Here is a 26,743-nt window from a genome sequence, read left to right as displayed (position 1 = left end):
AAAAGTTGAACTCGGACCAAATGGCGCGGTGGGTTTCTGGAGGCCGCTCGCGCCGGCCCATCTGCGGATAGCCGCATTCGCTTGTGCGGTCGGCGCCAAAACCCTAACCACGACACCGACCCGATGGCCTGTCAAACCTCTCGGTCCGACAGGCCTCGACCCATCACCTGAATTCACATCATGGAACTGGCGGTCACTTTGCAGCCGGCGAAATAGACGGCGCGCGTTGCGGCGTTAGTCGTTCGCCCACGAGCGTGGACCAGTAGCGAATACCATGGACAATGGCATCGTCATTGAAATCGTAAGCCGGGTTGTGGAGCCCGGCAGAGTCGCCGTTTCCCAGCCAGATGATCGCGCCTGGACGCTTCTCGAGCATGTAGGAGAAGTCCTCCGCGCCCATCGTGCACTGGCAATTGCCGTCGACATTATCCGGTCCCGTTACTTGCGAGGCGGCCGCGATCGCGATCTTCGTCATCTCCGGATCGTTGACGGTAACCGGGTAGCCGGGGCGCCATTCGATATCGGCCTCAGCCTCGAAGAGCCGGGCGGTGTTGGCCACGATGTCCCTGAAGCGTTGTTCGATTGCCTTGCGCGTGGTCGGGTCGACCGTGCGGATCGTGCCGCCGACGATGACCTGTTCCGGAATGACATTCAGCGCCAGCACATTGCCGCCGGAGATGTAGGTGACCGAAACGACGACCGGGTCGAAGGGATCGACGTGGCGCGAGGCGATCGACTGGAGCGCTGTCACCAGATGCGCGCTGATAAGCACGGGGTCGCGCGATTCATGCGGCGAGGCAGCGTGGGCGCCCTTGCCGCGCAAGGTGACGACGAAGCGATCGGCAGCGGCCAGCATCGGGCCGGGCCTGATCGCGAACGAACCGACCGGCAGGCCCGGCTCGTTGTGCATGCCAAAGACCTCCTCGATGCCGAAGCGTTCCAGGAGCCCCTCCTCGATCATCACGCGTCCGCCGGCGCCGCCCTCCTCCGCAGGCTGGAAGATGAGCACGACCGTTCCGGCAAAATCTCTCGTGGACACGAGATGGCGGGCTGTAGCAAGCAGCATCGCAGTGTGGCCGTCATGGCCGCACGCATGCATCCTGCCCTCCGTCTTCGAGGCGTGCGGCAGGTTGGTCTGCTCGCTCATCGGCAGGGCATCCATGTCCGCGCGCAAGCCGATGGTGCGTCCCCCGCCCAACCTGCCCTTTACCACGGCGACAACGCCTGTCTTCGCGATTCCTGTGACGACCTCGTCGCAGCCGAACGACCTGAGTTTCTCCGTGACGAAGGCAGACGTCTTGGGCAGATCGAACAGAAGCTCGGGGTTTTCGTGGAGATGGCGGCGCCACACCGCGGCTTCTTCGGCAATGGTTTCGATCGTGTCCGTGGTCGGCATCTCGTCCTCTTTCTGTCGGCCGGAAAGGCTGAATACATGGTGAGCTGCAGGCGTTCCGGGCCGACGCTTGCGCGTACAACGTATGCCCACGCCCTAAAATGAAACGCTTGCCTCCACAAGACGCCAGTGCAACAGACTGGCCCAAACCAAGACTGACGGTACCGCCATGCCTGTGATTGAACAGATTGCCCAGTTCGCCGAGGATCTCACCGCGATACGCCGGGACTTCCACCAGCACCCCGAACTCGGCTTCGAAGAGCATCGCACCTCACAGTGCGTCGCGGAACTGCTTGCGAGTTGGGGTGTTGCCGTCGAGCGGGGGATCGGCGGGACTGGCCTCGTCGGCGTCATCGAAGGTTCCAGGCCGGGGCGCAGCATCGGCTTGCGGGCAGACATGGATGCCTTGCCGATGGATGAGCTGACGAACCTCCCCTATGCCTCCAAGAACCCCGGGGTGTTTCATGGCTGCGGCCACGATGGGCACACCACCATGCTGCTCGGTGCAGCGCGATATCTTGCCGGCAATCGCGATTTCTCAGGCCGGGCCGTGCTGATCTTCCAGCCGGCGGAAGAAGGCCTTGGTGGCGCCAGGGCCATGCTGCGCGACGGCCTGTTCGACCGCTTCCCGTGCGACGAACTCTATGGAATGCACAATTCTCCCTACCAGGGACATTCGCAGCTGACGATACGGCCGGGCAAGGCGCAAGCAGGTGCGAGTTTCTTCGATATCACGCTGCATGGTCGGGGCAGCCACGGAGCCATGCCCCAGGCAAGCCGCGATCCGATTACCATCGGTTCGGGTCTGGTGAAAGAAATGCAAGAGATCGTCTCTCGCAACACCGACCCAACGCATCCAGCCGTCGTATCGGTTACCCAGTTCCATGCCGGTTCGGCCTACAACGTCATTCCTGAAACGGCGGTCCTGCGCGGTACGTTCCGCTACTTCGACGACGCCGACGGCGTGATGATCGAAAACCGCATTCGCAAGCTCTGCGCTGGCTTCGCCCTCGCCCATGAGATCGAAATCGTTGCCGATATCCGCAACATCTTCGACGTCCTGTCGAACGATCCGGAGCGCGTGGGCAACCTCATCGAGGTTGCGCAAGAGATCGTCGGCGACAAGGCGCAGCCGAATGCCGAACTGACAATGGGGTCGGAGGATATGGCCGATCTTCTGCGAGTCGTTCCGGGTGCTTTCTTCAACCTAGGGCATGGCGGGACCGTTCCGCTGCACAATCCCGGATTCATTTTCGACGACACGATCCTGCCCGTCGGCGCCAGCCTGCTGGCCCGGCTCGTCGAGGTGCGCGGCGCCGCCTGAGGCGCTTGCGCCAGCAAAATCAATTCCTTGACCTGAGGACTTCACTTGACCCTGCGTCGCCGCCGGGGCCGGCGAAGCATTGCCGTTGCCGTCCCGTCAAGCCGACAGCCCGCTGACATCGGGAAGTCGGCTCATTTTTTAGCTTGACCGAATGAACGGACGAGAGCATTAGTTGCGAAAAGTGGAACTCGAGTTCCATTTTATGGAACGACTCGGAGGAGAAATGTCGGTCCTTCAGAATGCCGCAGACGTACTGAGGTGCTTCGGCAACGACTGTCCTGACCTTACGGTCTCGGATGTCGTGAGGCTTCTCGGCATGCCGAAAGCCAACGCGTCGCGCCTATTGAAGGCGATGCGCGAAGCCAACATGCTCGAGACGATAGGTGACACACACCGACACCGCCCGGGCCGCCTGATGCTCGATCTCGCCGCCGCCTACCGTCGCTCGTCGCTGCTGATCGGCCGCGCCAGCGAAGTGGTGGCTGAAGCCTCAAACACTTTTGGGCATACCGGCTACATTTCCGTGCGCGATGGCAAGGAAGTGACCGCCGTGGCCGATTTCCAGGGCACCAACGCGCTCCGCGTCGTCAGCAACATCGGCCGGCGACTGCCCGCCCACCTCAGCGCGACGGGACGGTCGCTGCTGGCACGGCTTGGCAATGACGAGGTGCTTGCACTCTACGCCGGACACGGTGCGCTCGCAGACCTGCCTGAGCAGCTCTCGAAAATACGGCAACAAGGGTTCGCCTATTCGAGTCAGGAGGCCACGCCTGGCGTGGACGCCATCGCCATATCAGTCGCCGACCCCCGTACCGACGAAGCGGTCAGCCTCTGCATCGTCTACCCGCATTCACTCGTGGAGACTGACGGCCGCAACGAGATGATTGCTGCTCTCGCCAAAGGGGCAGCCCGCATTGCCGAGGACCTGGGCGACACCGCTTTCGTCGCCCCCCGGATCTGAAGAAAAGGACATCTGTAATGAGTGATCTGACCAACCGCTGGCGCGTGGGGTTCGACATCGGTGGAACGTTCACCGACTTCGTCCTCTATGACGGCAAGAACCAGTCCGTAACGCTGCACAAGCGGCTGACGACACCTCATGACCCGTCACAGGCCGCTCTCCTTGGTCTGCAGGAATTGCTTGCGCTGCAAGACATCGCGCATTCGGATGTCTGCGAGATCGTTCACGGCACGACGCTGGTGACCAATGCTGTCATCGAACGTAAGGGCGCACCCGTCGGCCTCATCACGACGCGCGGCTTCCGCGACCTGCTCGAGATGGGAACGGAGCAGCGCTACGACATCTACGATCTGTTTGTTTCGTTCCCCGATCCCATTGTCAGGCGCGACCTGCGCCTCGAAGTCGACGAACGCATGAACGCTGCCGGTGCGGTGGAAACGCCCCTCGACGAGGCTCAGGTCCTGCAGGCTGCAAAGTCGCTGGTCGCACAGGGCTGCGAGGCCATCGCGATTGCGTTTATCCATTCCTATGCAAACGCGGCCCATGAGCGTCGGGCCGCAAAAATCATCAAGGCCGCCTTCCCAGAACTTTCGATTTCGCTGTCGAGCGAGGTTGTGGCTGAAATGGGCGAATATCAGCGCACCGTAACGACTTGCGCCAACGCCTTCGTGCAACCTTTGATGCACCGCTATCTTACCAAACTGGAGAAATCCCTGCGCAGCGCAGGCTTCGCAGGCTCGCTGCGGCTCATGCATTCGGCCGGCGGGCTCATGTCGCTGGAGACTGCGCGTGATTTTCCGATCCGCCTTCTGGAAAGCGGTCCGGCTGGCGGCGGGCTCGCCACCGCACTGTTCGGTCAGGCTGCGGGGCTTTCCGACGTCATATCGTTCGACATGGGCGGCACGACCGCCAAGGCCTGCATGATCGAAGACGGCCGTGCCGAGATTTCGCCGATGATGGAGGCAGCGCGCGTCCATCGCTTCGTCAAGGGTTCCGGCCTGCCGATCAAGGCACCTGTCATTGAGATGATCGAGATCGGCGCCGGCGGCGGCTCGATCGCTGCCATCGACGATGTCGGTCTCCTGAAGGTTGGCCCGCATTCGGCGAGCTCCGATCCGGGGCCGGCATGCTATGGCATGGGCGGCAAGCAGCCGACCGTCACCGACGCCAACCTGACGCTCGGATACTACGATCCCAACTTCTTCCTCGGCGGTCGCATGAAGCTCGACCTCGAGGCCGCGCGTGCCGCCATTGCGCGCGTCGCCGAGCCGCTCAACCTGACGATCGAGGAAGCTGCGCTTGGCATCCACAAGGTGGTCGTCGAGAGCATGGCCTCGGCCGCGCGCGTGCACCTCGTCGAGCGCGGCAAGGATCCGCGCGAATACTCCATGGTCGGTTTCGGCGGCGCCGGCCCGGCCCATGCGGTCGACGTGGCGCGTGCAATGGGCATCAGCTCCGTCCTGATCCCGCCGGCATCGGGCGCGGCATCCGCGCTCGGCTTCCTCGCTGCCCCGCTCTCCTTCGAGGGTGTGCGGTCGCTGCGCGTCGAGCTGAAGACTGGCTTCGATGCCGAAGCGGTCAACGGCGTGCTGAGCGCCCTCGAAGATGAGGGACGGCACCAACTTACCCGTTCAGGCATCGCCGCAAGCGATATCGGGGTCGAGCGCAGCGCAGACATGCGCCTCGTCGGCCAGATGCACGACATCAGCGTGCCGCTGCCCGCGACCACGCTCGGCGAGGCCGATCTGCCAGCCATTCGCGAAGCTTTCGTTCGCGCCTACTCCGCCCGTTATGCCGAGCCTTTCGAAGGCGCGCGCTTCGAATCCGTCAACTTCCGCGTTCGCGTCGCGGGCCCCACGCCGCAGCTTTCGCTCACCGGCGCCACCGGCGGCGGCGACACCGCTGCCCGGGTCAAGGGTCACCGCATCTGCTGGTTCGATGAAGGCAAGTTCGAGACGGCCGTCTACGACCGCTACGCCCTGCGGGCTGGCGATACCATCCCCGGTCCCGCGATCATCGAGGAGCGTGAATCCACCACCGTCGTCGGCCCGTCCGACAGCGTCACCATCGACGCCGGCCAGAACCTCTGCGTGCAGGTCGGTGCACTCAAGGCTGCCGAAGCTTTCGTCACCGACGACATGACCCGTGCACAGGCCGTCGCCCGCATCAAGGGCGACCCGATTGGCCTCGAGATCATGTGGTCACGCCTCGTCAACGTGGTCGAGGAAATGTGGCTCACGGTCTGCCGGACCGCGTTTTCGCTTGTTATCGCCGAGGCGCAGGACTTTGCTTGCGAGCTCCTCGACAAGGACGGTGAAACGCTGGCCCATAGCCCACGCGCGATGCCGGTCTTCAACCTGACCCTGCCCCGAGCGGTCAAGGCGCTGCTTGAGCGCTACCCGGCCGAGACGCTCAAGCCAGGCGACGTGCTGATCACCAACGACCCGTGGCTGTGCGCCGGACATCTGTTCGACATCGCCATCGTCACGCCGGCCTTCCGCAATGGCAAGCTGGTGGGCCTGATGGGCACAGTCGGCCACGTCTCTGATATCGGGGGCACCAAGGACTCGCTTCATGCCCGCGAGATCTACGAGGAAGGACTGCAGATCCCGCCGATGAAGATCTTCGAGGAGGGACGCCCGAACGAGACGCTGATCCAGCTCATCCGCCAGAACGTCCGCAACGGCGAGCAGGTGCTGGGCGACATCTTCTCCTTCGTCGCAGCCAACAAGCTCGGCGCTGAACGCCTCGACGCCTTCATGCATGACTATGGAATGCATGACCTGGGCGCCCTCGCCGAAGTCGTCCAGGGCCTGTCCGAAAAGGCGATGCGCGAAGCCATTCGTGCGCTGCCCGATGGCGAGTACCGCTCGGTCATCACCAACAACCCGCTGGGCGAGAAGATCAGCTACCCGGTCCTGGTAAAGGTCGAAGGCGATGCCATCACCGTCGATTTCGACGGCGCCCCGCCCCAGCTGCCCCAGGGCGGCCTCAACTCGACGCTGAACTACACGGCGGCGCACGCGACCTATCCGCTGAAGTGCATGCTGACACCGGCGGTGCGCGGCAATGCCGGGTGCTATCGCCCGTTCACGGTGACCGCGCCCGAGGGGTCGATCCTCAACCCGACCTATCCGGCAGCGGTGAACCTGCGCACGCGCACCGGATGGTATCTTGCGCCGAACATCTTTGCGGCACTCGCATCGGCCTCGCCCGACATGGTCCAGTCGTTCACCGGACTTGCAGTCGCTGCGAACATCTACGGCAAGACCACCGACGGGCAGTTCTATTCGGACATGCTCTTCTGTGGCGGCGGACAGGGCGGCTCGGAGCGCGGCGACGGTCATTCCTCGTTGCTCTGGCCGACCTCGGCGGCCAACACGTCGATCGAACTGATGGAAAGCCGGGTGCCGGTGCTGGTGCTGGAAAAAGCCTTCCTCGCCGACAGCGGCGGCGCAGGCAAGAAGCGTGGCGGGCTGGGCCAGGTCGTACGTTTCCGCAAGCGCGAGGAAGACGGGCTGGAGATGCTCGTGTCGGTCTATCCTGAAGGCGTCGACAATCCGATCGACGGCCTGTTCGGCGGCAAGGCCGGTGGCGGTGCCCGCGGCCGGGTGCTCTCGACCGAAGGTCGCGTGCTTCGCGACTGCGGCACGGGCGAACTCGTGTCGCTGCACAGGACCGACCAGGTGGTTGAACTCGTGCTCGCCGGCGGCTCCGGCTACGGACACTCGGCGGAACGCGATGCCGCTGCGGTTGCCCGCGACCTCGCGCTCGGCTTCGTGACGCCGGACCATGTGGATCTCAACTACCGCAAGGAGCCGGGAACGCCGGGCACCGTGGCGCCACAGGAAAACGTGGCCTGGGCCTGACCGCCAATCAGATTCGGCGGCGCTCACGTTGCGCCGCCCATTCGCAATGACGACCAGATATCGACATGGAGCAATGCAATGAAAGCCTCTGACCAGTTCAACATTTCGCGGCGCAGCCTGCTGGCCCTCGCCGGCGTCGGCCTCGCCACCACCGTTTTCCCCCGCCAGCTGCTGGCGCAGTCGGGTGGCGTCCTGATCATCGCCGCGGGCCAGGACATCCCCAACTTCGATCCGCACACCGCAACCGGCTATTCGGCGTCGTTCTTCATGCGCAACGTCTATGACCCGCTGGTGCGCATCTCGGGCAATCCGCCCGTGCCCGCTCCCGGCATCGCCGAAAGCTGGACTGTCAGCCCTGACGGCAAGGAGTACACTTTCGTCCTGAACAAGGCCGCCAAGTTCCATTCCGGCAATGCTGTCACTGCCGACGACGTCGTCTACTCCTTCGCCCGCGCGCTGAAGCTCGCCAAGGGCAATTCGTGGATGATCCGCGACATCGTCACCGCCGAGGGTGTTTCTGCCGCCGATGCTGGCACGGTGAAGTTCAAGCTCACAGCACCCTTTGCGCCCTTCCTGCAGGTGCTGCCGTGGATATTCATCGTCGAGAAGGCAGTGGTCGAGGCCAATCTCGGCGCCGATTCCGGCGAGACCTACCTCATGACCAACACCGCAGGCTCCGGCCCGTTCTCTGTGGCCCGCTTCGAAGTCGGCACCCTCTACCAGCTGGCCCGTGCGCCCGAGGCGTGGCAGGCCGGGGGTGGTAACCTCGACGGCGTGATCTGGCAGATCGTGCGCGAGACCGCCACGCAGCGCCTGATGATCCAGCGCGGCGAGGCCCACATCGCCACCGACCTGACCAGTGAGGACATGGACGCGTTGAAAGATGCTGCCGGTGTCGTCAGTGTGATTGAGCCGGAATACCGCACCTTCTCGATAAAGATGAACACGCAGAACGGCCCCTGCGCCGACATCAACCTGCGCAAGGCGATTTCATACGCAACGAACTACCAGGCCATCCTCGATGCGGCTGGCTATGCCGACCTGATGAAGGGGCCGCTGCCCATGGGCATCCTCGGCTTCGATCCCAATCTCGTCGCCTATGGCACCGACATGGCCAAGGCCAAGGAGTATATGGCCAAGTCGGCGAAGCCCGAAGGTGGTTTCAAGCTCAGGATGTTCCACGTCTCGGGTCTTGAACAGCAGCGTCGCTGGGCACTCATCATGCTCGACAGCCTCAAGCAGCTCAACATCGAGCTCGAGATCGTCCCGATGAACTGGCCCGACATGGTGACCGCCTGCAAGTCGCCTGAAACCTTCCCGGACCTGTTCCCCGTCTACCAGACCGCGAACTATGGCGATCCCGACAACATCGCCTATGCCGCTTACCACTCCTCGCGCAATGGAGCCTGGCAGAACGCAGTCTACAAGAACCCGGAAGTCGACGCTCTCATCGAGGCGGGCCGCAAGGAGATCGACCGGGCCAAGCGCGTGGCAATCTATGGCGAATTCCAAAAGAAGGTGGTCGAGGATGCGCCCGACGTCTTCGGCGTATTGGAGCGCCGCAAGCTGGCCATGCGCGACACCGTGAAGGACTACCACTTCACGCCAGTCGCTTCCAACGCGATAGAGGCCTGGGGCCTGTCGCTCGGCTAAGCCGAACATTTGGCGGGCCTTCGGGCCCGCCAAGCTTCAACAGAGGACATCGGCAATGCTGCGTTTCATCCTGCGGCGACTTCTGCTGCTCATACCGGTCATCGTCGGGCTGACGATCATCATGTTTGCCATTGCCCGGCTGTTGCCTGGCGATCCGGTTGCACTTGCCGCGGGTCCCAATGCCACGAAAGCCGAAATCGCAGCACTGGCCGCCGAGTACGGCCTTGATAAGCCGATTTGGGTTCAATACGGCACCTATGTCTCCGGCCTCGTTCACGGCGACCTTGGCACGTCGCTGTTAACGCGCCGACCCGTCGCTGCCGATATCAAGGCCTACCTCCCTGCAACCCTCGAGCTCGTGTTCGCGGCAATGTTCATCGCCGTTGTGGTGGGCATCCCGCTTGGCCTCGTCACCGCCGTATGGCGCAACCGCTGGCCGGACTACTTGGCCCAGGTAGGTGCCATCGGGGCGATCTCCATGCCGCGCTTCTTTCTCGGCCTGCTTCTGCAACTGTGCTTTGCCATGTGGCTGATGTGGCTTCCTCTCGGCGGGCGTCTGCCAATCATTGTCATTCCGCCGCGCAGCGTGACCGGGTTCCTGACGATCGACTCCCTGATTGCGGGCAACTGGTCGACGTTCGTCACGGCACTGCGCCACCTCGCATTGCCCGCCATCGCCATGTCGCTCTCGCCTCTGGCCACGATCATGCGCATGATGCGCTCCTCGACGATCGAGGTGATGCAACAAGACTATGTGATGACGGCGCGCGCGCTCGGCCTGCCGTCGAGAAAGATCATCACCAAATACGTCGCGCGTAATGCCGTATCGTCCACGCTGACAGTGATCGGCCTCTATTTTGGCTGGCTGCTCGGCGGCACGGTGCTGGTCGAAACCGTGTTCGACTGGCCGGGCCTCGGCCTCTACGCGACCAAGGCTATCGTTTCGCAGGACATGATGCCGGTGATCGGCGTTGCCCTGGTGATCGGCCTGCTCTTTGTTTTCGCCAATCTCGTCATCGACCTGCTCTACGGCGTCATCAACCCGAAGGTCCGCTATTCATGACCACGACCGAGCACAATACAGCGGGCGACTTCGCCACGCCGCGCCGCGACAGGCTGCGCCGCGCCTTCTTCCGCTTTTCGCAGAGCAAGCTGTCGATGCTGGGCGCTGCCATCGTCGCGGTGGTGGTCTTTTTCACCGTCTTCGGCACCGTGCTCGCCCCCTACCCCGAGCACATCGCCGGTGGCGTCGACACCGCCTCCCGCTTCATGGCCCCATCCGCCGCCCACCCGTTCGGCACCAACGAACTCGGCCAGGACGTGCTGTCGCTGGTCATGGCCGGCACCACCGTTTCGGTGCTTGCCGGCCTCGGTGTCGTGCTCATCGGCTCGGTCATCGGCACGCTGGTCGGCGCAGTTGCCGGATTTGCCCGTGGCTGGGTCGACGAAGTGTTGATGCGCCTGACCGACCTTACGCTGACCATTCCCGGCCTGATCCTTGCCATGGCGATCGCCGCCGCCCTCGGCTCCGGTTTCGGCAACATGGTGATCGCCATCGCCCTGTCATGGTGGCCGGGCTATGCGCGTCTGGTGCGCGGCGAGGTGCTTGCAGCGCGCGAGGAGGTCTACGTGACCGCCGCCCGCGCGCTCGGCGCCACGCCCAAGCGCATCCTCTTCCGCCACATCCTGCCCAACGTCGTCTCGCCGATCATCGTCAAGATGTCGCTCGACATGGGCTTTGCCATCCTCACCGTTGCAGGTCTCGGCTTCATCGGCATCGGCGTGCGCCCGCCGACGCCGGAATGGGGAACGCTCTTGTCCGTTTCGCGCTCCTACATGCCCGATTACTGGTGGACGGCGATGGCGCCCGGCATGGCGATGTTCCTGGCCGTGTTCGGCTTCAACCTGCTCGGTGACGGGCTGCGCGACATCCTCGATCCGAAGGCGAGGCGCTGATGACCCAACCTCTTCTTTCGATCCGTGACCTGCACCTTCGGATGTCGAGCTTCGACGGCCGGGCGCATGTGCTGAACGGCATCAACCTGACCGTCAACCGCAGCGAGATCTGGGGTCTCGTCGGCGAAAGCGGCTGCGGCAAGTCACTCACCGGCCTGTCGGTCTCGCGCCTGCAGCCGACGCCGCCGGCGCATTACACAGCCGGCAAGATCCTGCTCGAGGGCCAGGACCTGCTCAAGCTTAGCCCGGCAGAGATGCAGCGCCTGCGCGGCAAGCGCATCGGCATGATCTTCCAGGACCCGACCACGAACCTCAATCCGGCCTTTCGCATTGGCGAGCAGCTCGTCGACGTTGCGCTGGCCGCCGCCGACCGCGATCCCGATGTCATCGGCTGCTCGCCCAGCGCCGGCCGTCGCGAACGCCGCAAGGCCGCGCGCAAGCTGGCCGGCGAGATGCTGGCCCGCGTCGGCATCCCCAACGCGCTGGCGCGGCTCGACGATTACCCTCATCAGTTTTCCGGTGGCATGCGCCAGCGCGTGCTGATCGCCATGGCGCTGATCGGCCGCCCCGACCTTCTGATCGCAGACGAGCCGACGACGGCGCTCGACGTGTCGGTTCAGGCCCAGATCCTCGAGCTGATCAAGAACAGCGTCAGGGACTTCAACATGGGTGTCGTGCTCATCACCCACAATCTCGGCGTCGTCGCCCAGACATGCAGCCACGTCGCGGTCATGTATGCCGGAAACATTGTCGAAAGCGGTCCGGTCGCGGCCGTGATCGGTAACCCTGTCCACCCTTATACGCGTGCGCTCATGTCGGCGATCCCGACGCGCGAAACCAGGCGCGGAGCCCTTCGCGGATTGGCCGGCTCGGTGCCCAACCTGATCACGCCGCCGCCAGGCTGCCGCTTCGCCCCGCGCTGCCAGTTCGCCCAGCCCGCCTGCACCGCAGCGACACCGCCGACCGTACCGGTCGGAAACGATCATTCAGCTGCCTGCATCCGCGTGGCCGAGATGGAGACGCTTGTCCATGGCTGACATCATGCTCGAGATCGACAACGTCTCGAAGATCTATCCCGGACGTCGCGGCATCTTCGGCAAGTCGGCCGAGGTCCATGCCTTAAAGAACGTCTCGCTGACTGTGCGCAAGGGTGAAAGCTTCGGCCTGGTCGGCGAAAGCGGCTCGGGAAAGACGACGCTCACCCGTTCCATCCTGCATCTGGAAACGCCGACTTCGGGCACCATCCGCGTGCAGGGCCAGGATCTTGGCAAGCTTTCAGATGCAGAGCTCAGGCGCATGCGTTCGCGCGTGCAGATCGTATTCCAGGATCCCTACGCATCCCTCAATCCGCGCATGTCCGTCTACGACATCATCACGGAACCGCTGGTCATCCACCACGAGACGCTGGGGCTGACAAACCGACAGCGCAGCGACCGCGCCGCCGAACTTCTGTCGCTCGTCGGCATGGGCCCGCAGCACCTGCACCGCTATCCGCACGAGTTCTCCGGCGGCCAGCGCCAGCGCATCTGCATCGCGCGCGCCCTTGCCTCGGGGCCGGAGCTTCTTTTGCTCGACGAGCCGACCTCGGCACTCGACGTTTCGGTGCAGGCGCAGGTCCTCAACCTCTTGTGCGAACTCCAGGATCGCCTCGGGCTGACCTACTTCTTCATCAGCCACGACCTGGCCGTCGTCCGCTATCTCTGCGACCGCGTCGCATTGATCAATCGCGGCGAACTCGTCGAACAGGGCGATTGCGCAGAGATTTTCGACGCCCCGAAGAGCGAATATGCCCGCATGCTGATCGGAGCGATGCCGGAAGTGAAGGTGCCAGCGCCTGCCAGCATCTGACTGAGCGAGGCACTTCGCAGTTTCAAAAAAGCTGGCGGATCAGCCTGATAACGCTCCCGGCTAATCCACCAGCGACGCCAGATCATTGGCGCATGCGGCGGCGAGGCAAACCGCAATTGATCTTGGCAACCTGCGGCGCTTGAGGCCTTGCTGCCTGGTCGGCCTTGTTCTGTTTCTGGGGACGGAGGCAGCGACCTTCATCACCGGCCAGACAATCGCCGTCGATGGCGGGCTGACACGGTGGTGGCCGCATAGCCTGGCCGCGGTTTGCGATACAACCTCACGACTTCTTTCAAACATCGTTTGCGGCGCGCCTGCTCGCACTGCAAATTGACCAACGCGGTCAAACGTCTTTTCCCTGCGGCGGACTATTTCCCAGGGACGATGGTCCTACCCCTTCCGTTCAGAACTTCCCGACGACATTGAGGAAGGCGCCCTCGTCGTCCAGCGTCAGATCGCGCAAATCGTCGGAGAAGCGGCCGAAATTATAGCCGACGCCGACCTTGAAGTTGTCGCCGACGTGACGATAGACCGCTGCCAGCACACCGAAGTCGGTGGTGTCGGCAGAAGGCATGTGAAGCATGCGGCCCTCGAGCAGCAGGTCCCACTCCTTCACGATGTGCAGGTCGGCCCTGAGGATGCCGAGATGCGCCGACGAGCGCTGCCAGTCGGCAAAGGTCTCAGATCCGTCGGTCACGCGTTGCTGGACGTCGCCGATGCGGAAGCCGTATTTGCCGCCCACCGACAGCCATGAGAACAGATCATAGATCAGATCCGTCGACAGGATGTGGCTGCGCTGCCTGGGGCCGAACAGGTCGCCGTTGACGCCGACCTGATCGACGCCGGGCAGATCGTAGAGCCAGGTATATTTGAACAGCGCATTGAGACTGTCGTTGTCGACGGGACGGTAGGCGTAGCCGAGCGAAGCCTCGACATAGTCGCCGTCATGGAAGGCACCGGCGTTGGAATCCGACAGCACCGCATCGACATTGGCGATCATGCGCCAGCTCTGGCTGGTCTTCCACGATAGGCCGGTGGCGAACAGATAGGAGCGCGCGTCGCGGCTGCCGTCGTCAGAATCGTCGAAGCGTGCCTCGCCGCGAATGCGGGTGGTGATGCCGGCTTCCTCGTCATTGTAGCCAACCGAGAGCGACACCGCCTTGCGGTCGAAATCCGCCCCTTCCTTGCTAGTCGAGGGGTCCATGGTGTCGTCGCTGACGGTTCCGACCTCCAAGCCGGTGTCCACGGTCCAGACGGCGTCCGGTGTGTAGACGATGCCGTAGGTCTGGGTCAGCGACTGGCGCTTGCCGAACATGTCGTAGCTGTTTTCGGCATAGGCGGAAGCAGTCTCGCCGAGCTTGCGCCGGGTACCTCCGACGATTGCGCCTCTGTCGGTGCCGACGAGATCGTAGCTGCGGTCGAGTTCGAAGGCGCGGTCGGGATCGAGGCGATAGCCGACATAATAGTGATCGTCGGCGGTCGGGTCGTAGGTGACGGCAGCCAATGCGCCGACGCCTGAAGTGCCGTAGGAAACCTCGCCAGTCAGGCCGACCTTGTCGGTCAGCTTGGTTTCACCGCCGACACCGGCGCGGTCATTGCGCCTGATATCGCCGGAGCGGCCGAGCGTTCCCTGGCCGAAGACATAGGCGTTCCAGTCGTCGTTCGGTTTGTATTCCAGCTTGACGCCGGCATCGAGGCGCGAGCCGTCATAGCCGCGCTTGCCGGAAGCTATGGCCTTTGGCGACATCACCTCGGTATAGCTGACGCCGAAGGAGACCTTCCAGTATTCGTCGAACTGGTAGCTCAGGCTGGTTGCTCCCTCGCGCTCGTTCTTGCCGTCTTCGTCGGAAAAGTCGTCATAGACCAGCTTCAGTTCAGTGCGCTCAGTCAGTTCGAGATCGGCATGGGCGCCCCAGATGCGCTGGTCGACCGATATCTGCTCGGACAGGGTAGCGAAGCCGGCCTGCTTTTCCTCGTAGTAGCCGCCGACCGTCCCCTTGGGCCCGCCCTTGGCAAGATCCTCGAGATCGACCTGGCCTCGCACGCGCAAGGCATTCGCAGCCTGGTCGCGATGGCCGCTGCTGGCAACATCGCTGATCGTCAGGCCGCCATCGTAGGAGCGCGAGGTGCCAAAACCTGGCCCGTTGGAATGCGAAAGCTCGGCCTCGAGGAAGGTCTTTTCCGAATGGCGCAACTGGATGTCGGCGCCATAGGCGCGCTGGTCGGCCTCGCCAGTGGTTTCGCTCATGCCGGTGACGCCGACACGAACCTTGTCGCCGAACCATTGCTGGCCACGTCCGCCATAGACGTAACCGTCGACGTCGGTCGCAACGGGCGTGTATTCGTACTGGGCGACGAGATAGACCTTGTTGCCGCCGAGTGCGCCGTCGCGCACCGGGCCGTCCGTCCCGGTCGAGGACGACAGCGGCCGCTTCAGGATCATCACGCCTTGCATGTAGTCGAAGCTGTAGTCGTCGCCATAGGCAAGGGCGCGGCGTTCGATGATGCGACCCGAGACGGCGTCGCGAATCTCGACGGTCACTGTTTCGGAGCCGACGTTGATGTCCTGGCGCTTGAGGAAATAGGCAGAGCCGCCGGTTCCCAAAAACTCGTCGCGCTGCGGCAGCGTGTCGGGCTGTGCGGCGTAGAGGGTAACCTCGCTCTTGCGTTCGCCAAACGAGGTCGTCTCCTCCGAGCGGTGGACCGCACTTGCGCCATAGAGCGCGCGGTCGGAACGCATGAACTCGGTGCCAGTGATGCGGGTCTTGTAATTGCCCCACATGACATGGCTGTCGCCGCGTTCGAGGCGGACGAAGAATTTGCCGTTGGTCGGCGCGTCCTCGACCATGGTCGAATCGTCGCCATAGACGGGGTAGAAGTCGTCCGGGTCGAGCCGGCGCAACAGCTGACGCGGATCCTTGGCGTCGAGGCCGCGGAACAAGTTTTCGATCTCGTCCTCGCCAGTGTCGGCGGCGGCGGTGAGCAGATATTTGCCCTTGATCTTGCCCTTCACATAAAAGGCGAGGCGGCCGTTGGTGTAGATGTCGTCATATTCGCCCGGTCGCACGCTCTCGATATTGGCGTCGCCCATGCGCTTGCCGACGGTGAGGTCAGCGAGCGCGACGTAGAACCAGTCATTGTCGGGGATGTTGATCTGCCGGTTGAAGTCGAGCGAGCTCGCCTTCTCCAGGCCCAGGACCGCGACTTCGACCTCGTGGTCGCCCGGCGGCAGGATGCGCTGAACGACAAACGCGCGGTCGCCGTCGAGCGGCACGTTCTCGCCGAGTGCGCTGACGCGATGGCCCTCCGGCACATTGCGGCCGTAGACTGTGACGGCACCGCCGCTCAACGGAATGTTGCGTGACGCCGTGCGGTCCTCGCCCATGCCGGGCGCGATCGCCGCTTGCTTCGCATCGGGCGCAAAATCGCGCGTCGTACGCACAATCGTCAGCGGAACCGTCTCGTCGTAGCGGCCCTTGGCGTCATAGACGCGCAGCACGTAGCGGAACTCCGGCTCGCCCTCGAACTCGGCCGGCATGGTCCATCCCGCCTTGTCGTTGACCGCAACCGGGACCACGGCGACCGGCGTTTCGGCGTCCATGCTCGCAGCGGGGTAGACGCGGATCTCGGCACGGTCGATGAAGGCCGGATAGTTGGATGTTGCAAGAAATTCGACCGTGTCGCCGGCCCGATAGCTGCGCCGCACCGGCATTGTCGAGACGTTGAGCAGCGGCTTGGCTTCAAGCCCGTCGAACTTGACCTGAATGTCGACTTCGGCAAGGTCAACGTCTGTCCTGCGCTGCCCGTCGACCGGCCTCTTCGCATCGGCCGTAGGCGGACTGGATTCACCGGTCCGCGCGCTTTCTTCCACCGCCTCGCCGTCGACACTGATGGAGAATGGAACGCTCCTGGCGTCGGTGGGGGTCTCGCGCTCGGTGTTCTTGCCCGTCACCAAGATGCTGGATGCACTGTTGTCGAGCACCTTGCCGCGGATTTGCGTCCGGCAGTCGTCGGCAGTGCAGACGTCAGCGTCGGGAGAGGCCTGAGCCAGCGCCCCGCCCACGGTCAGCATGACCAAGGCAAGGGCGCTGCCCAACAGCAGGGAGTGATGTCGCGAGGTCGTGATGGCCGTTCCGCCTTGTTCGAGAGGGTTTGCCCGAGTGCTCATTGGCCCACCTCCACTCGCGTCTCGATTTCCAGCCGGTACTGCCCTTTCCTTTCGCGCCAGCGCTTCCTGATGAGGTCGCCCACGTGTTGGAGTCTTTCATTCGCAAGCGCCCGGTCGGCGCGCGCGTCGACGTAACTCAGCCGCAGAACCGACACCTCCTGGCGGAGCACGTCGACCAACTGGTCGATCCCCTTGGACCAGCGCGGCTGCAGCGCCACACCGCCGGCCTCGAAGGCATCGTCGGTGAGGTCCAGACGAACGACGCGGCCGATCGCTGCGCCGAAGTTGAGCTTGGTCATCTTGCCGGCGGTGAGCCGCACCACACGCGGGTTCTCCGTCGTCAGGCGGTAGCCTGTCGGCAACGTGCGGGTGTCGAGCTTCATGATGAAGTTCGAGCCGATGCGCTGGTCCGGCAAGTCGGCGCATGCGACATGAAAGCGGCCATGCGCGTCCGTTGTCACCAGCACGCCGTTGACGGTGGCGAGCCTGACACTCGGTAGGCCGGGTTCACCCTTGTCCTGGTAGCCATCGCGGTTCTTGTCGTCGAAGACCTTGCCGATGATCTCGCCACAATCGAAGACCGGCTCCGCAAGGATCTCGACGGATGCCCTCGCATCCGGTGCGGCCTTGAGGCCGTCCTCGTCCGTTGCGATCGCCGTGTTGACGTGCTTGCCCGGTCCAGCCGTGCTCAGCGCCATCAATTGCAGGCGGATGACTACCGTGCCGCCACTCTTCAGCGCGAGGTTTTCGAAGACGATGTTGCGCCCGCTGACGCCTGGCGTCACCGCCACATCGTCAACCGTTGCCGAACCCTCGACGAAGCGGAAGCCTGCCGGCACCACGTCGGTGACGGTGAGGCCGCTAACGCGTGCCACGGCATTGTTGGTTACCGTGATCGTGTAGGGCGCTTTCTCGCCGATGCGGATGAAGCGCAAGCCCGCCTGCTTAGTCAGCGAGATGTTGGAAGGCGCAACGGCCGGCAATGCGATCAACGCCTGGCTGTCAGTTGACTCGACCAGGTTCGAGGGAACCACGGCACCGTCGCGATAGCCTTGGGCCTTCGCCGTGTTGTTAACACCGTCGACGATGCCGGCGGCATTGTCGATGTCGTCCTGGCTCAACTCGTAGGTCGCGGTGAAGGTGGCATCCGTGCCGGGCGCGAGCGTCAATGGCGTCGGCGTCAACGCCGACAGGGTGTTGGTGGCAGGCAGGCCGTTGAAGGTGGGGCCAGCGTCAACTGGCACGACTTCGTCGAGCGGAATGTTGCCGGTATTGGTGACGACGAAGCGGTAGACCAGCCGGTCGCCAACGGTCGGATCACCGCTGCCGTCGGTGTCCTCATAGGCACCCGTCTTGACGATGGCCAGCGCCGGGGCCGGCGGGATGACCGGGACAACAACGGGCTCGTCCGCATCGATGGTCGGCCCCGACGGGTCGTCGATCGGTTGCGACACCGGACCGTCCTTGTAGTTGGCGGTCACGGTCGCCTGGTTCTCGACCTTTTCGGCAGAGATGTCGCCCGCCACGATGGCATAGGTCGCCGTGAAGTTCTGCGTTTCACCCGGGGCCAGATCGCCGACTGTGAACGACGACGGCGTGATGCCCGGCAGCGGATCGACGATCTCGACATCGGTGAGATCGAGGTTGCCGGTGTTGGTCACCTCGAAGGTATAGGTGATGATCTCGCCCGGCGCGGCGGGCTCGTTGAGCCCCGACACTGCCGATTTGACCAGCGCGATCGCGGGCGACCGGGTCAGCGGGACCACGACTTCGTTCGAGCTGACCGGCGGCACGGAGGTATCCGTGCCGGTGACCGGATCCATGTAGATACCCTCGACCGAGGCGGTGTTGCGCACTTCGCCTGCCTGGATGTCGGATTGCTTGACCTCGTAGGTCGCCGTCAGCGTCACTGCGTTTGCCGCACCTGGCAAAAGCGTCGGGATCGTCGTCACCGGCATGACCAGATCGGCCAGCGGATCGCTGACTTCGACATTGGTCAAAGTCACATTGCCGGTGTTGGTGACGACGAAGCTGTAGGTGATCACGTCGCCCGGAACGGGCAGCGTGCTCAACGCGGCGGTGTAGGACTTCTCGATGCCCAGCGACCATGCCTTGGTCAGCGGCTGCTCGACAGGCGTGTCGTTGGTGATGTCGGTACCGGAGATATCCGTCACCGTCGTCGGCGTGCCGCCGACGCCGGGGCCAGTGCCAGCGACCTCGGCCGTATTGGCGAAGCTGCCACGGTCGATATCGGCCTGCGTCAGCGTGTAGGTCGCTGTGAAGGCGCCGTTCTCGACTGCACCAGCCGCGAGCGGTCCGGTCCAGCCCGACGTGTTCTGCACAACGACGCCGCTGACCAGTTCCGTCAGTTCGATATCGTCAAGCGTCACGTTGCCGGTGTTGTGTACGGCAAAGGCATAGGTGATCACGTCGCCCGGAACGGGCGGAGTGCTCAGCGCAGCACTGGTGATCGTCTTGATCAGGCGGATCTGCGGCGCGCGCCCCAGGTCCGTCGTCGTGGGATCGTCAGTTTCAAACGTGGTGCCGCCCCGGTCGGTAACTGTCTGGGTCGGGTCGATAGTCGACTTGCCCGTGGTGACAGCCGTGTTGATCACCGAACCGGCGTCGATGTCCTCCGGCTTGAGCGGATAGGTCGCGTTGACCGTGATATCCGTGCCCGATGCATTGCCGGCCTTGTTCTGCGGCTGCAGCACGACGGTCACCAGCGTAGCCGCGTCGGTGGGGTCGATCACCACGCCCGGCAGCAGATCGACCAGCGTGATGTTGTCGAGCGGCACGTTGCCGATGTTGCGAATGACGATCGTGTAGGCGATCTCCTCGCCCGGCTGGGGCGGGGCGGACAGACCCGAGGTATCGCCCACCTTGGTCAATGCAATCGCGGGCGAATGATCCGGCAGATCAGTGATGACCTCGTTGGAATCCCTCGGGATCTCGGGACCCGTCGGGCTGTTGAAATCGATCTTCGCCTTGTTCGTCACCTCGCCGGCATTGATGTTGGCCTGCGTCAGCGGCGCCGTGACGGTGAAGTCGACTGTGGCGCCCGGGGTCAGGCTTGCAACGCTGGCTGGCGTCACCGTGGCATCGGGGAACGGATCGCTGACGACGAGATTGGTCAGCGTGACGTTGCCGGTGTTTGTCGCCGTCACGGTCCAGATCAACGTGTCACCCGCGCGCGGCACGGATGGAATGGTGCTGGTCAGCACCTTGACCAGCGTCAGGTCCACGTTCCTGTGGAGCGGCACCGAGGCAGTGCTCGGGGGCGTGCTGATCGAAATGACGTTCGGACCATGCACACCGCTGGCGGTGGCGCTGTTGTCGACTTTGCCGGCGTTGATGTCGCCAAGCTTGACCGCGTAGTTGGCATAGACGGTAGCGACCGCGCCCGGAGCCATCGTGCCGATGGTGAAGGCACCGACAGGATCGGGCGTGACGCCCGCGAGTGCGTCCGTCACCGCGACGTTGCGCATCGTGGTGTTGCCGATATTGGTGACCGTGAACTTGTAGCGGATCGTGTTGCCGACGACCGTGGGGTTGGCGATGCCGGTCGCATCGTGGACTGTTTTGAGGATGGTTAGTCCCGGCCAGCTAAGTCCGGGAACGGTTGCACTGTCCGTATCGGTTACATTGACGGGGGCCCCGCCATTGACGCCCCACTGGCCCGTTACCGTTGCCGTGTTGGGCAGCGTGCCGCGATCTATGTCGGCCTGGGTCAGCGCATAGGTGGCCTTGAAAGCCGTGTCGTTGGACGCACCAGGATTCAGCCGCGCAATCGGCGTGTTCGACACCCAGGTCAGACCACTCAGCGGGTCGGTCACGGTCACGTTGTGCAGAGGCGTGTTGCCGGTGTTGGTGACCGCAAACGTGTAGTCGATGATGTCGCCCACCGCAGGGTTGCCAGCGACACGGCGTGGCGTGGCGGTCTTGGCCAGCGTGACCGCCGCCGAAGCCGCCGGCGTGACAGTGGTCGGCGTGTTGTTCGCGGGCTCGTTGGGGACGCCATTGCCGTCAGGATCGGGGTTGGCATTGTTGTGCGACTTGTCTTCGGGCGTCTGGCCCGAATTCTGGCCGGTACCGGTAACCTCTGCCTGGTTGGTATGGACAAGCGCAGGAACCACGCGCGGGACCACAGGGTTGACTTCAACGTTGAAGGTCAGCGTGCCGGTCGCGCCGGCAGCCAGTGTTCCCCCCGTCACAATGTTGGTGGCGGTTGCCCCATTGAAACCCGCAGCGAGCGATCCGAAGTTCGTGGAAACCGAATTGACCCGATATTGCCCCTCGGCCGGCGCTGCGGTGCCGCTATTGGTGCCGAAATTCTGCGATGCCCCATTGAGAACGTCCGAAACGGCGATGCCCGTAATGGGTTCGAGGCTGAAGTTCCTGACCGTCAGCGAGTAGTTGATGGTGTAGCGGCCATCGGCCAGGACAACCGGGGTTCCAGCCACCTTGCCAAGACCGATGCGCGCCGTCGGCACGCGGGTGAAGTCATGCTTGGTGCCGTTCACCGCGTTGGTGATGACGATGTTGTCGATCCGGCCAACGCCATTGGCGACAGCCGTCCCCGCGCCGGTTCCGGCCAAGGCCCTGCCGTCGACCAGATGCTTCTCGGAAATGGTGCCGTAGTAGACGCTGTAGGTGCCGGGCGGCAGGTCGTCGAAGCTGTAGTTGCCGTCCCCGTCGGTGGTCACAGAGCGCGTGATCGATGCGCCGTCGTGAAGCGCCGTACCTTCCACCTGGATGGTGACGCTGGCAATTCCGGAATCGACCGCATCCTTGGCATCGTTGGCGTTGAAATCGCGATAGAGCGTGCCCTTGATGCTGCTGCCCTGGACAAGATCCACCTTGCCGGTGCCGGTGTTGTCGGTGGGGTCCTGGTCGAAGGACAAGGTGGTGGCTGTCGCCGAATTCTCTGCGGCCTGCGCCGACATCTTGGTGATCTTCGTCTTCAGCGTGACCGTCACCGTGGCGCCCTGGGCGATGTCGCCGAGCTCGCAGCTGATGTTGCGCTGCCCGATGACGCCCGTGCAGGTGCCGGCCGATGCGGTTGGCAGGGCCGTCAGCTCCATGCCGTCGGGCAGGACGTCGACAAGGGTTACCCACTCGGCGACATCAAGGCCCGGTCCCGACTTGTTGGTGACGCTGATGGTCCAGGAGAATTCCTTGCGCAGGTCGACGGTTGAGACGCTCGGAACCTTGGTGACTGCAAGGTCGGCCTTCACCCGCACCGTGGTGTCTTCGTAGGACACGTTGTTGTCGGTCGGCGCCTCATAGCCAAGCGTCGTTTCGTCGGATGTGACGGAGACGTTGTTGGTGTGTCGGCCCCGTGCAATTCCCTTCATGTCTACAGCAAGGGTTGCCGTGCTGTTGGCCGGCAGGTGGGGAATGTCGCAGGTGACCGTCCCACCGGGCGTGGTGGAGCTGGTACCGTTCAGCACGCAAGTTGCGCCGCCCGGCAATGCCGCAATTCGCGGCTCTGCCAGACCGGACAGCGGCAACGTGTCGACAATTTTGACATTTGTCGCATCCGACGGGCCGCTGTTCCAAACCGCGACCGTGTAGCGCGTGTCGGTGCCGATGAGGACCGGGTCGGGGCCGTCAGTCTTGGTGACGATGAGGTCTAGCTGGGGCGGCAGGATTGCGATCGTCAGGCCAGCGTCGTTGTTGTCCGGATCCACTTCGCCGGTGCTGGTCGCGACGACGACGTTGTTCGTTATTGACGTATTGGTCAGCGGCATCGTGGGAACGACGCGGACAGTCACGGTCTGCTGCGATCCGTTGTTGATGGTGCCCAGGTTGCAGACCAGCTTCGCACCACCGGCAGTTACGGTGCCGGAAGCCGGAGATGTCGAGCACACGCCGGAGCTTGGAACGGCGTCGATGAACCGCAGGCCGTCGGGGAGCGTATCGGTGAGCGTGACGTTATCCGCGCTGCTCAGTCCATTGCGCGGGACGCTTGCAGTCAGCACGTAGACCAGTTCCTGGCCTGCCGCCGCACCGGCCGCAGTCGAAGGGCTGACCTTGCTCACCGTCACGTCGGTGCGCTGACCAACGGTGTAGTTGACGCTGCCGGTGTTGTTGGAGGTGTCGTTGTCGGGCACGGTCGTCGAAAACGCGACGGCGGTGTTTTGCTTGACGCCCTGGCTGCCGGCCCGGACCGTCACGGACACGATCGGGCAATCGCCGCTTCCCGCCACGCACACCGGTAGCGACGGTAATATGCACTGCAGGTCACGCGAATAGCCGCTGCTGGTCGGTGTACTGCAGCTCATGCCCGTCGCCAGCCCCTCGGCGATGCTGATGGTGACATCTGCCGGGCCCGGCTCTCCGCCGCCTGCCGCAGCGACGATGTCGGCGAGCCGGTCATCTAGCACCACGTCGGGGGCAGCCGCCGGTCCGGCGTTCACCACCTCGATTTCAAAGGTAACCGGGTCGCCGGCGAAGATCTGGCCGGGAATAGGATTAAGCCTCTTCAAGACGCTGATATCGGCCCAATTCAGGGCATCGGCGCTCTCGACGCCCGAGGTCGTTGTGTTGTTGCCGGGAGCAACATCGTCACCCTGATCGTAGTCCTGGAATGAAACAGTCATGCCGTTGGTGATCGACCCGGTCGCCGTGACCTCCGTGGTCAGCACGATGGGTCCGGTCTGCTGCGTCGGGCCGAGCGGCGATGCCTGTGTGTACTTGTTGGTGGTACAGACCACGTTCATGGGGCCGACGATCGGAACCGCCGGGCACGTCCAGCCTGCCGGCGCGGCAATATTGTTCACCGTAAGGCCAGCGGGCAGATGATCGGTGATCGTCAGTTCCCCGAAAAAGCCGGCGTTGCCGTCATTGCGGGTGTTCAGGGTGAAATCATACGAATTGCCGACCGTCACCAGCCCGCGCGGCGGTCCGGACTTCTGCGCAACCAGATCGATGGTCGGTTCGGCGATAAAAGCGGCACCATCATTGCCGGAATTGTTGGCGCTAGCGTCCGCGTTCTCGTCGGACGAACTGATCGTCGCTACGTTGGTGACACCGACCCCGGCAGGTGTAGCGGCAATCGCGCGCACTGTTATCGTGATCGGCGCTTCATAGTTGGTGCCGGCACCAGCGGCATACGCACAACCTATCGTCTGGCCGGTTGCTTGACAGGTCCAGCCGCTCGACGCATTGACGCCGAGGAACTCGTAATTGGCCGGCAAGACGTCCGTGATCGTCGCTTGGGTCGGCTTCTTGCCGGCAAGGCGTGGCTGCAAGGTGAAAACGATTTCATCGCCCACCAGCACCAGCCCTTGCGGGGCGCGCGTCTTGCCGATGCTGACATCGGTTCCCGGCAGGATCGCGATGTCGGCCGACTCTTCGTTGTTCGTGTTGACCGGATCGCGCGGCCCACTGCTCATGACCGCCGCTGCCACCGTAATCGTCGAGGCATTTTCGGTTGTCACCTGGGCAGCGAAATCGAGGGGGACCGACGCGCCGACCGCGATCGGGCCAGCGATGTCGCACTTGATGTTCGGGGCAGCATAGGAACAGCCGGCGGGAAGGGTCACGTTGGATGACAGGCCGGTCGGTAGTGGAATGGTCAGCGCTGCGCCCTGCGCAGGATAGGGACCGTTGTTGGTTACCGTGGCCCTGAAACTGGCGTTTGAGCCTGCCTGGACCGTCGCAGGATTGACCTCGAGCGCAACGGCAAGATCGGCGCCCTGCTCCACGGTCGTCATGCGACTGAAGCTCGGCCCCGGATTGGGGATCTTGGCCGCCAGCGTTACGTTGCCGGCGTCCATGGGGCGCATCTTGACGGTGGCGTTGAGCACGGCGTTCGGCGCCAGAGCGGGGACGTCGCATGTTACGACGAGCGGCGCGGTCAGTTCCGCCCCGCTCGGGTCGGGCAGTGGCGTACAGTTCTGCAAGCCATCGACACCGACAAACACCGTCGACACCGGGATCGTGAAATTGATTGTCGTCGCCGGGGTCGACACATTGTCATTGTTGTCGATTCTGACCGCATAGGGCAGCAGGCCGCCGGCCGCGATCGGGTTGTAGCCCGTATTGTCGAGGTTCAGCGTCCAGCCGCCGTCGGTCTGGGCATCGGCATTAGAAATGGCGAACAGCGAGATGAACGCAACCGCGCACGCTGCCTTGGAGAGGCAGTTGGCAACAACTTTGGAAATGAATGGCACTTAAATTACCTGCAGCATTCGTTGGAATCTCTAGGTCAAGATTCCAACGTGCGAGCAAAATTGATGAAACTCGCCAGTAAGCTAGAAATAGTATCTTCGAATTTCTAACGGACAATAATTGTCATTGTTGCTATTTCTAGGCCATCAGGTGTTCACTTCCAGATATTTTAGTCTTGCTGCGTCGGTAAATGGTCAGACGTCACGTTTCGTGAGCAATAAAGGACGAGCTTGCGTCTGCCGCGATCTATTGGGAGCGTGGCAGACGGCTTCAGCGGCAACCATGGGCGCAGAAGGCACCCGCGCCAGGGACCGGCAGGACAGGTAGTCGCGGGACACGCGGATAAACCTCTGGCGAATGCCTATCCTCTGCACTCCATAGCGCTGGCGTCATCTGCAGTACCTGTCTTCCAGAGCGCGGCCGACACGGCTCCCACCGTCTCCTAAGCACAACGCCTTCAAATTACCCAAGCGCACGCGTCGCTATTTCGGACACGTCTCTCCGTATCGGCAGGTTCAAGGCGAGCCACAACTGTTCGCCTGAACAGTTGTAATGGCAGGAGTGATGGGTAATATCGCGCCCCGAAATGATTCGTCCCGATCGAGTTGGCCGTGCTCAACCTAGTTGCCAGGGTGGTTGCCCACATTTGCGAAGCTGAAGACCGTGAACAGCTTTATGGGGCGCTCCAGTCAGGCCTGTTGAACCTGGGTTTCGCGACCTTCAACCTCAGTTGCCGCAAGCAATCCACTCTACAGTTCATGACGGACCCGACGCTGACCTCAATGTCGGACGAGGATTTGATTCACTACGTTTCCGAGCGGTGGTACGAACGCGATCCGCTGCTGGACTACACCGCCAGGCCGGGCAAGCCCAAGATCTGGTCGCCCCAGGATTGGCTCAATTGCGATCAGTTCGGCGAGTTTGCGGAGTATCTCGCCAGTCTCGCTATCCAAGGTGGGGTAACAGCGCCCTTGTCGCACAAGCCGGGCGCTATCAGCGCCATCACGGCGCTTTCCTTTTCGAAGAGCAACTTCACCCCCGAGACGGCGACCGCAGTTTACGTGATCGGCCAGACAGCCGCACTTCGCGCAGTCGCCTTGGGATTGACCAATACCAACTCTTCCAGCCTCGCCACGCTGTCGATACAGCAACTGGAAATTCTCGAATGGATGAAACAGGGCAAGTCCAACGGCGACATAGCCCTGATCACCAATCGTTCGAAACGCCTGGTCGCTTATCACGTGTCCGAAATTCTGAGAAAACTGGGCGTCACCAGCCGCGCGCAGGCGATAGCGATATACGCGAGCGAATAATTCGCTCCAGCTCGGGGCAAGCGCCTATCCGCAATACCTCCCATTAGCGGACGATTGGCCAGGGGCCGGAACGCGCGCCT

At 63.3% G+C, this 26,743-nt stretch carries 12 protein-coding genes; 9 read left to right on the top strand and 3 right to left on the bottom strand.

Annotation, left to right across the window (positions count from 1 at the left end):
* Positions 1 to 193: 193 nt before the first annotated feature.
* Positions 194 to 1,396: a M20 aminoacylase family protein gene (locus C8K44_RS06510; protein WP_109574953.1), complete on the bottom strand. Its 1,203-nt coding sequence runs from the start codon at positions 1,394 to 1,396 to the stop codon at positions 194 to 196.
* A 166-nt stretch (positions 1,397 to 1,562) separates the two neighbouring features.
* On the opposite strand from C8K44_RS06510, the gene C8K44_RS06505 reads away from it, so the two are divergent.
* From C8K44_RS06505 to C8K44_RS06470, 8 genes are all read left to right on the top strand, one after another.
* Positions 1,563 to 2,717, top strand: coding sequence for a M20 aminoacylase family protein (locus C8K44_RS06505; protein WP_109574952.1), 1,155 nt, complete (start codon positions 1,563 to 1,565; stop codon positions 2,715 to 2,717).
* 202 nt (positions 2,718 to 2,919) lie between these two features.
* Positions 2,920 to 3,678: an IclR family transcriptional regulator gene (locus tag C8K44_RS06500; RefSeq protein ID WP_348626320.1), complete on the top strand. Its 759-nt coding sequence runs from the start codon at positions 2,920 to 2,922 to the stop codon at positions 3,676 to 3,678.
* Between the two features lie 17 nt (positions 3,679 to 3,695).
* A complete protein-coding gene (locus C8K44_RS06495) occupies positions 3,696 to 7,547 on the top strand; it encodes a hydantoinase B/oxoprolinase family protein (protein ID WP_109574950.1) in 3,852 nt (1,283 codons plus the stop codon).
* Between the two features lie 78 nt (positions 7,548 to 7,625).
* Positions 7,626 to 9,200, top strand: a complete 1,575-nt coding sequence (locus C8K44_RS06490; protein WP_109574949.1) for an ABC transporter substrate-binding protein — start codon at positions 7,626 to 7,628, stop codon at positions 9,198 to 9,200.
* A gap of 55 nt (positions 9,201 to 9,255) precedes the next feature.
* A complete protein-coding gene (locus C8K44_RS06485) occupies positions 9,256 to 10,263 on the top strand; it encodes an ABC transporter permease (RefSeq protein ID WP_109574948.1) in 1,008 nt (335 codons plus the stop codon).
* Entirely contained in the window at positions 10,260 to 11,156 is an 897-nt protein-coding gene (locus C8K44_RS06480) for an ABC transporter permease (protein WP_109574947.1), read from the top strand. The genes C8K44_RS06485 and C8K44_RS06480 overlap by 4 nt, the downstream gene beginning before the upstream one ends.
* A complete protein-coding gene (locus C8K44_RS06475; protein WP_109574946.1) occupies positions 11,156 to 12,193 on the top strand; it encodes an ABC transporter ATP-binding protein in 1,038 nt (345 codons plus the stop codon). Before C8K44_RS06480 ends, C8K44_RS06475 begins: the two co-directional genes overlap by 1 nt.
* A complete protein-coding gene (locus tag C8K44_RS06470; RefSeq protein WP_109574945.1) occupies positions 12,186 to 13,004 on the top strand; it encodes an ATP-binding cassette domain-containing protein in 819 nt (272 codons plus the stop codon). The genes C8K44_RS06475 and C8K44_RS06470 overlap by 8 nt, the downstream gene beginning before the upstream one ends.
* Positions 13,005 to 13,407: 403 nt before the next feature.
* Here C8K44_RS06470 and C8K44_RS06465 read toward each other — a convergent pair whose 3' ends face one another.
* Positions 13,408 to 17,172 carry a TonB-dependent receptor gene (locus tag C8K44_RS06465; RefSeq protein ID WP_199227028.1) on the bottom strand — a complete coding sequence of 1,255 codons (3,765 nt, stop codon included), beginning with the start codon at positions 17,170 to 17,172 and terminating at the stop codon, positions 13,408 to 13,410.
* Entirely contained in the window at positions 17,169 to 25,352 is an 8,184-nt protein-coding gene (locus tag C8K44_RS06460) for an SdrD B-like domain-containing protein (RefSeq protein WP_109574944.1), read from the bottom strand. Before C8K44_RS06460 ends, C8K44_RS06465 begins: the two co-directional genes overlap by 4 nt.
* Positions 25,353 to 25,961: 609 nt before the next feature.
* Between C8K44_RS06460 and C8K44_RS06455 the strand changes: the two genes are divergently transcribed.
* Positions 25,962 to 26,663, top strand: a complete 702-nt coding sequence (locus tag C8K44_RS06455; RefSeq protein WP_245417402.1) for a LuxR family transcriptional regulator — start codon at positions 25,962 to 25,964, stop codon at positions 26,661 to 26,663.
* Positions 26,664 to 26,743 lie beyond the last annotated feature (80 nt).

It is taken from the genome of Aminobacter sp. AP02 (genome assembly GCF_003148805.1).
Classification (GTDB): Bacteria; Pseudomonadota; Alphaproteobacteria; order Rhizobiales; family Rhizobiaceae; genus Aminobacter.
Note: the sequence above shows the minus strand (reverse complement) of the source record. Positions and strands in the feature narration are given on the sequence as shown.

What these genes read in the sequence shown, in the direction of transcription:
- C8K44_RS06470 (WP_109574945.1), top strand. Translation starts at nt 12,186, where the DNA reads ATGGCTGACATCATGCTCGAGATCGACAACGTCTCGAAGATCTATCCC.
- C8K44_RS06505 (WP_109574952.1), top strand. Translation starts at nt 1,563, where the DNA reads ATGCCTGTGATTGAACAGATTGCCCAGTTCGCCGAGGATCTCACCGCG.
- C8K44_RS06485 (WP_109574948.1), top strand. Translation starts at nt 9,256, where the DNA reads ATGCTGCGTTTCATCCTGCGGCGACTTCTGCTGCTCATACCGGTCATC.
- C8K44_RS06475 (WP_109574946.1), top strand. Translation starts at nt 11,156, where the DNA reads ATGACCCAACCTCTTCTTTCGATCCGTGACCTGCACCTTCGGATGTCG.
- C8K44_RS06465 (WP_199227028.1), bottom strand. Translation starts at nt 17,172, where the DNA reads ATGAGCACTCGGGCAAACCCTCTCGAACAAGGCGGAACGGCCATCACG.
- C8K44_RS06490 (WP_109574949.1), top strand. Translation starts at nt 7,626, where the DNA reads ATGAAAGCCTCTGACCAGTTCAACATTTCGCGGCGCAGCCTGCTGGCC.
- C8K44_RS06500 (WP_348626320.1), top strand. Translation starts at nt 2,920, where the DNA reads ATGGAACGACTCGGAGGAGAAATGTCGGTCCTTCAGAATGCCGCAGAC.
- C8K44_RS06480 (WP_109574947.1), top strand. Translation starts at nt 10,260, where the DNA reads ATGACCACGACCGAGCACAATACAGCGGGCGACTTCGCCACGCCGCGC.
- C8K44_RS06495 (WP_109574950.1), top strand. Translation starts at nt 3,696, where the DNA reads ATGAGTGATCTGACCAACCGCTGGCGCGTGGGGTTCGACATCGGTGGA.
- C8K44_RS06510 (WP_109574953.1), bottom strand. Translation starts at nt 1,396, where the DNA reads ATGCCGACCACGGACACGATCGAAACCATTGCCGAAGAAGCCGCGGTG.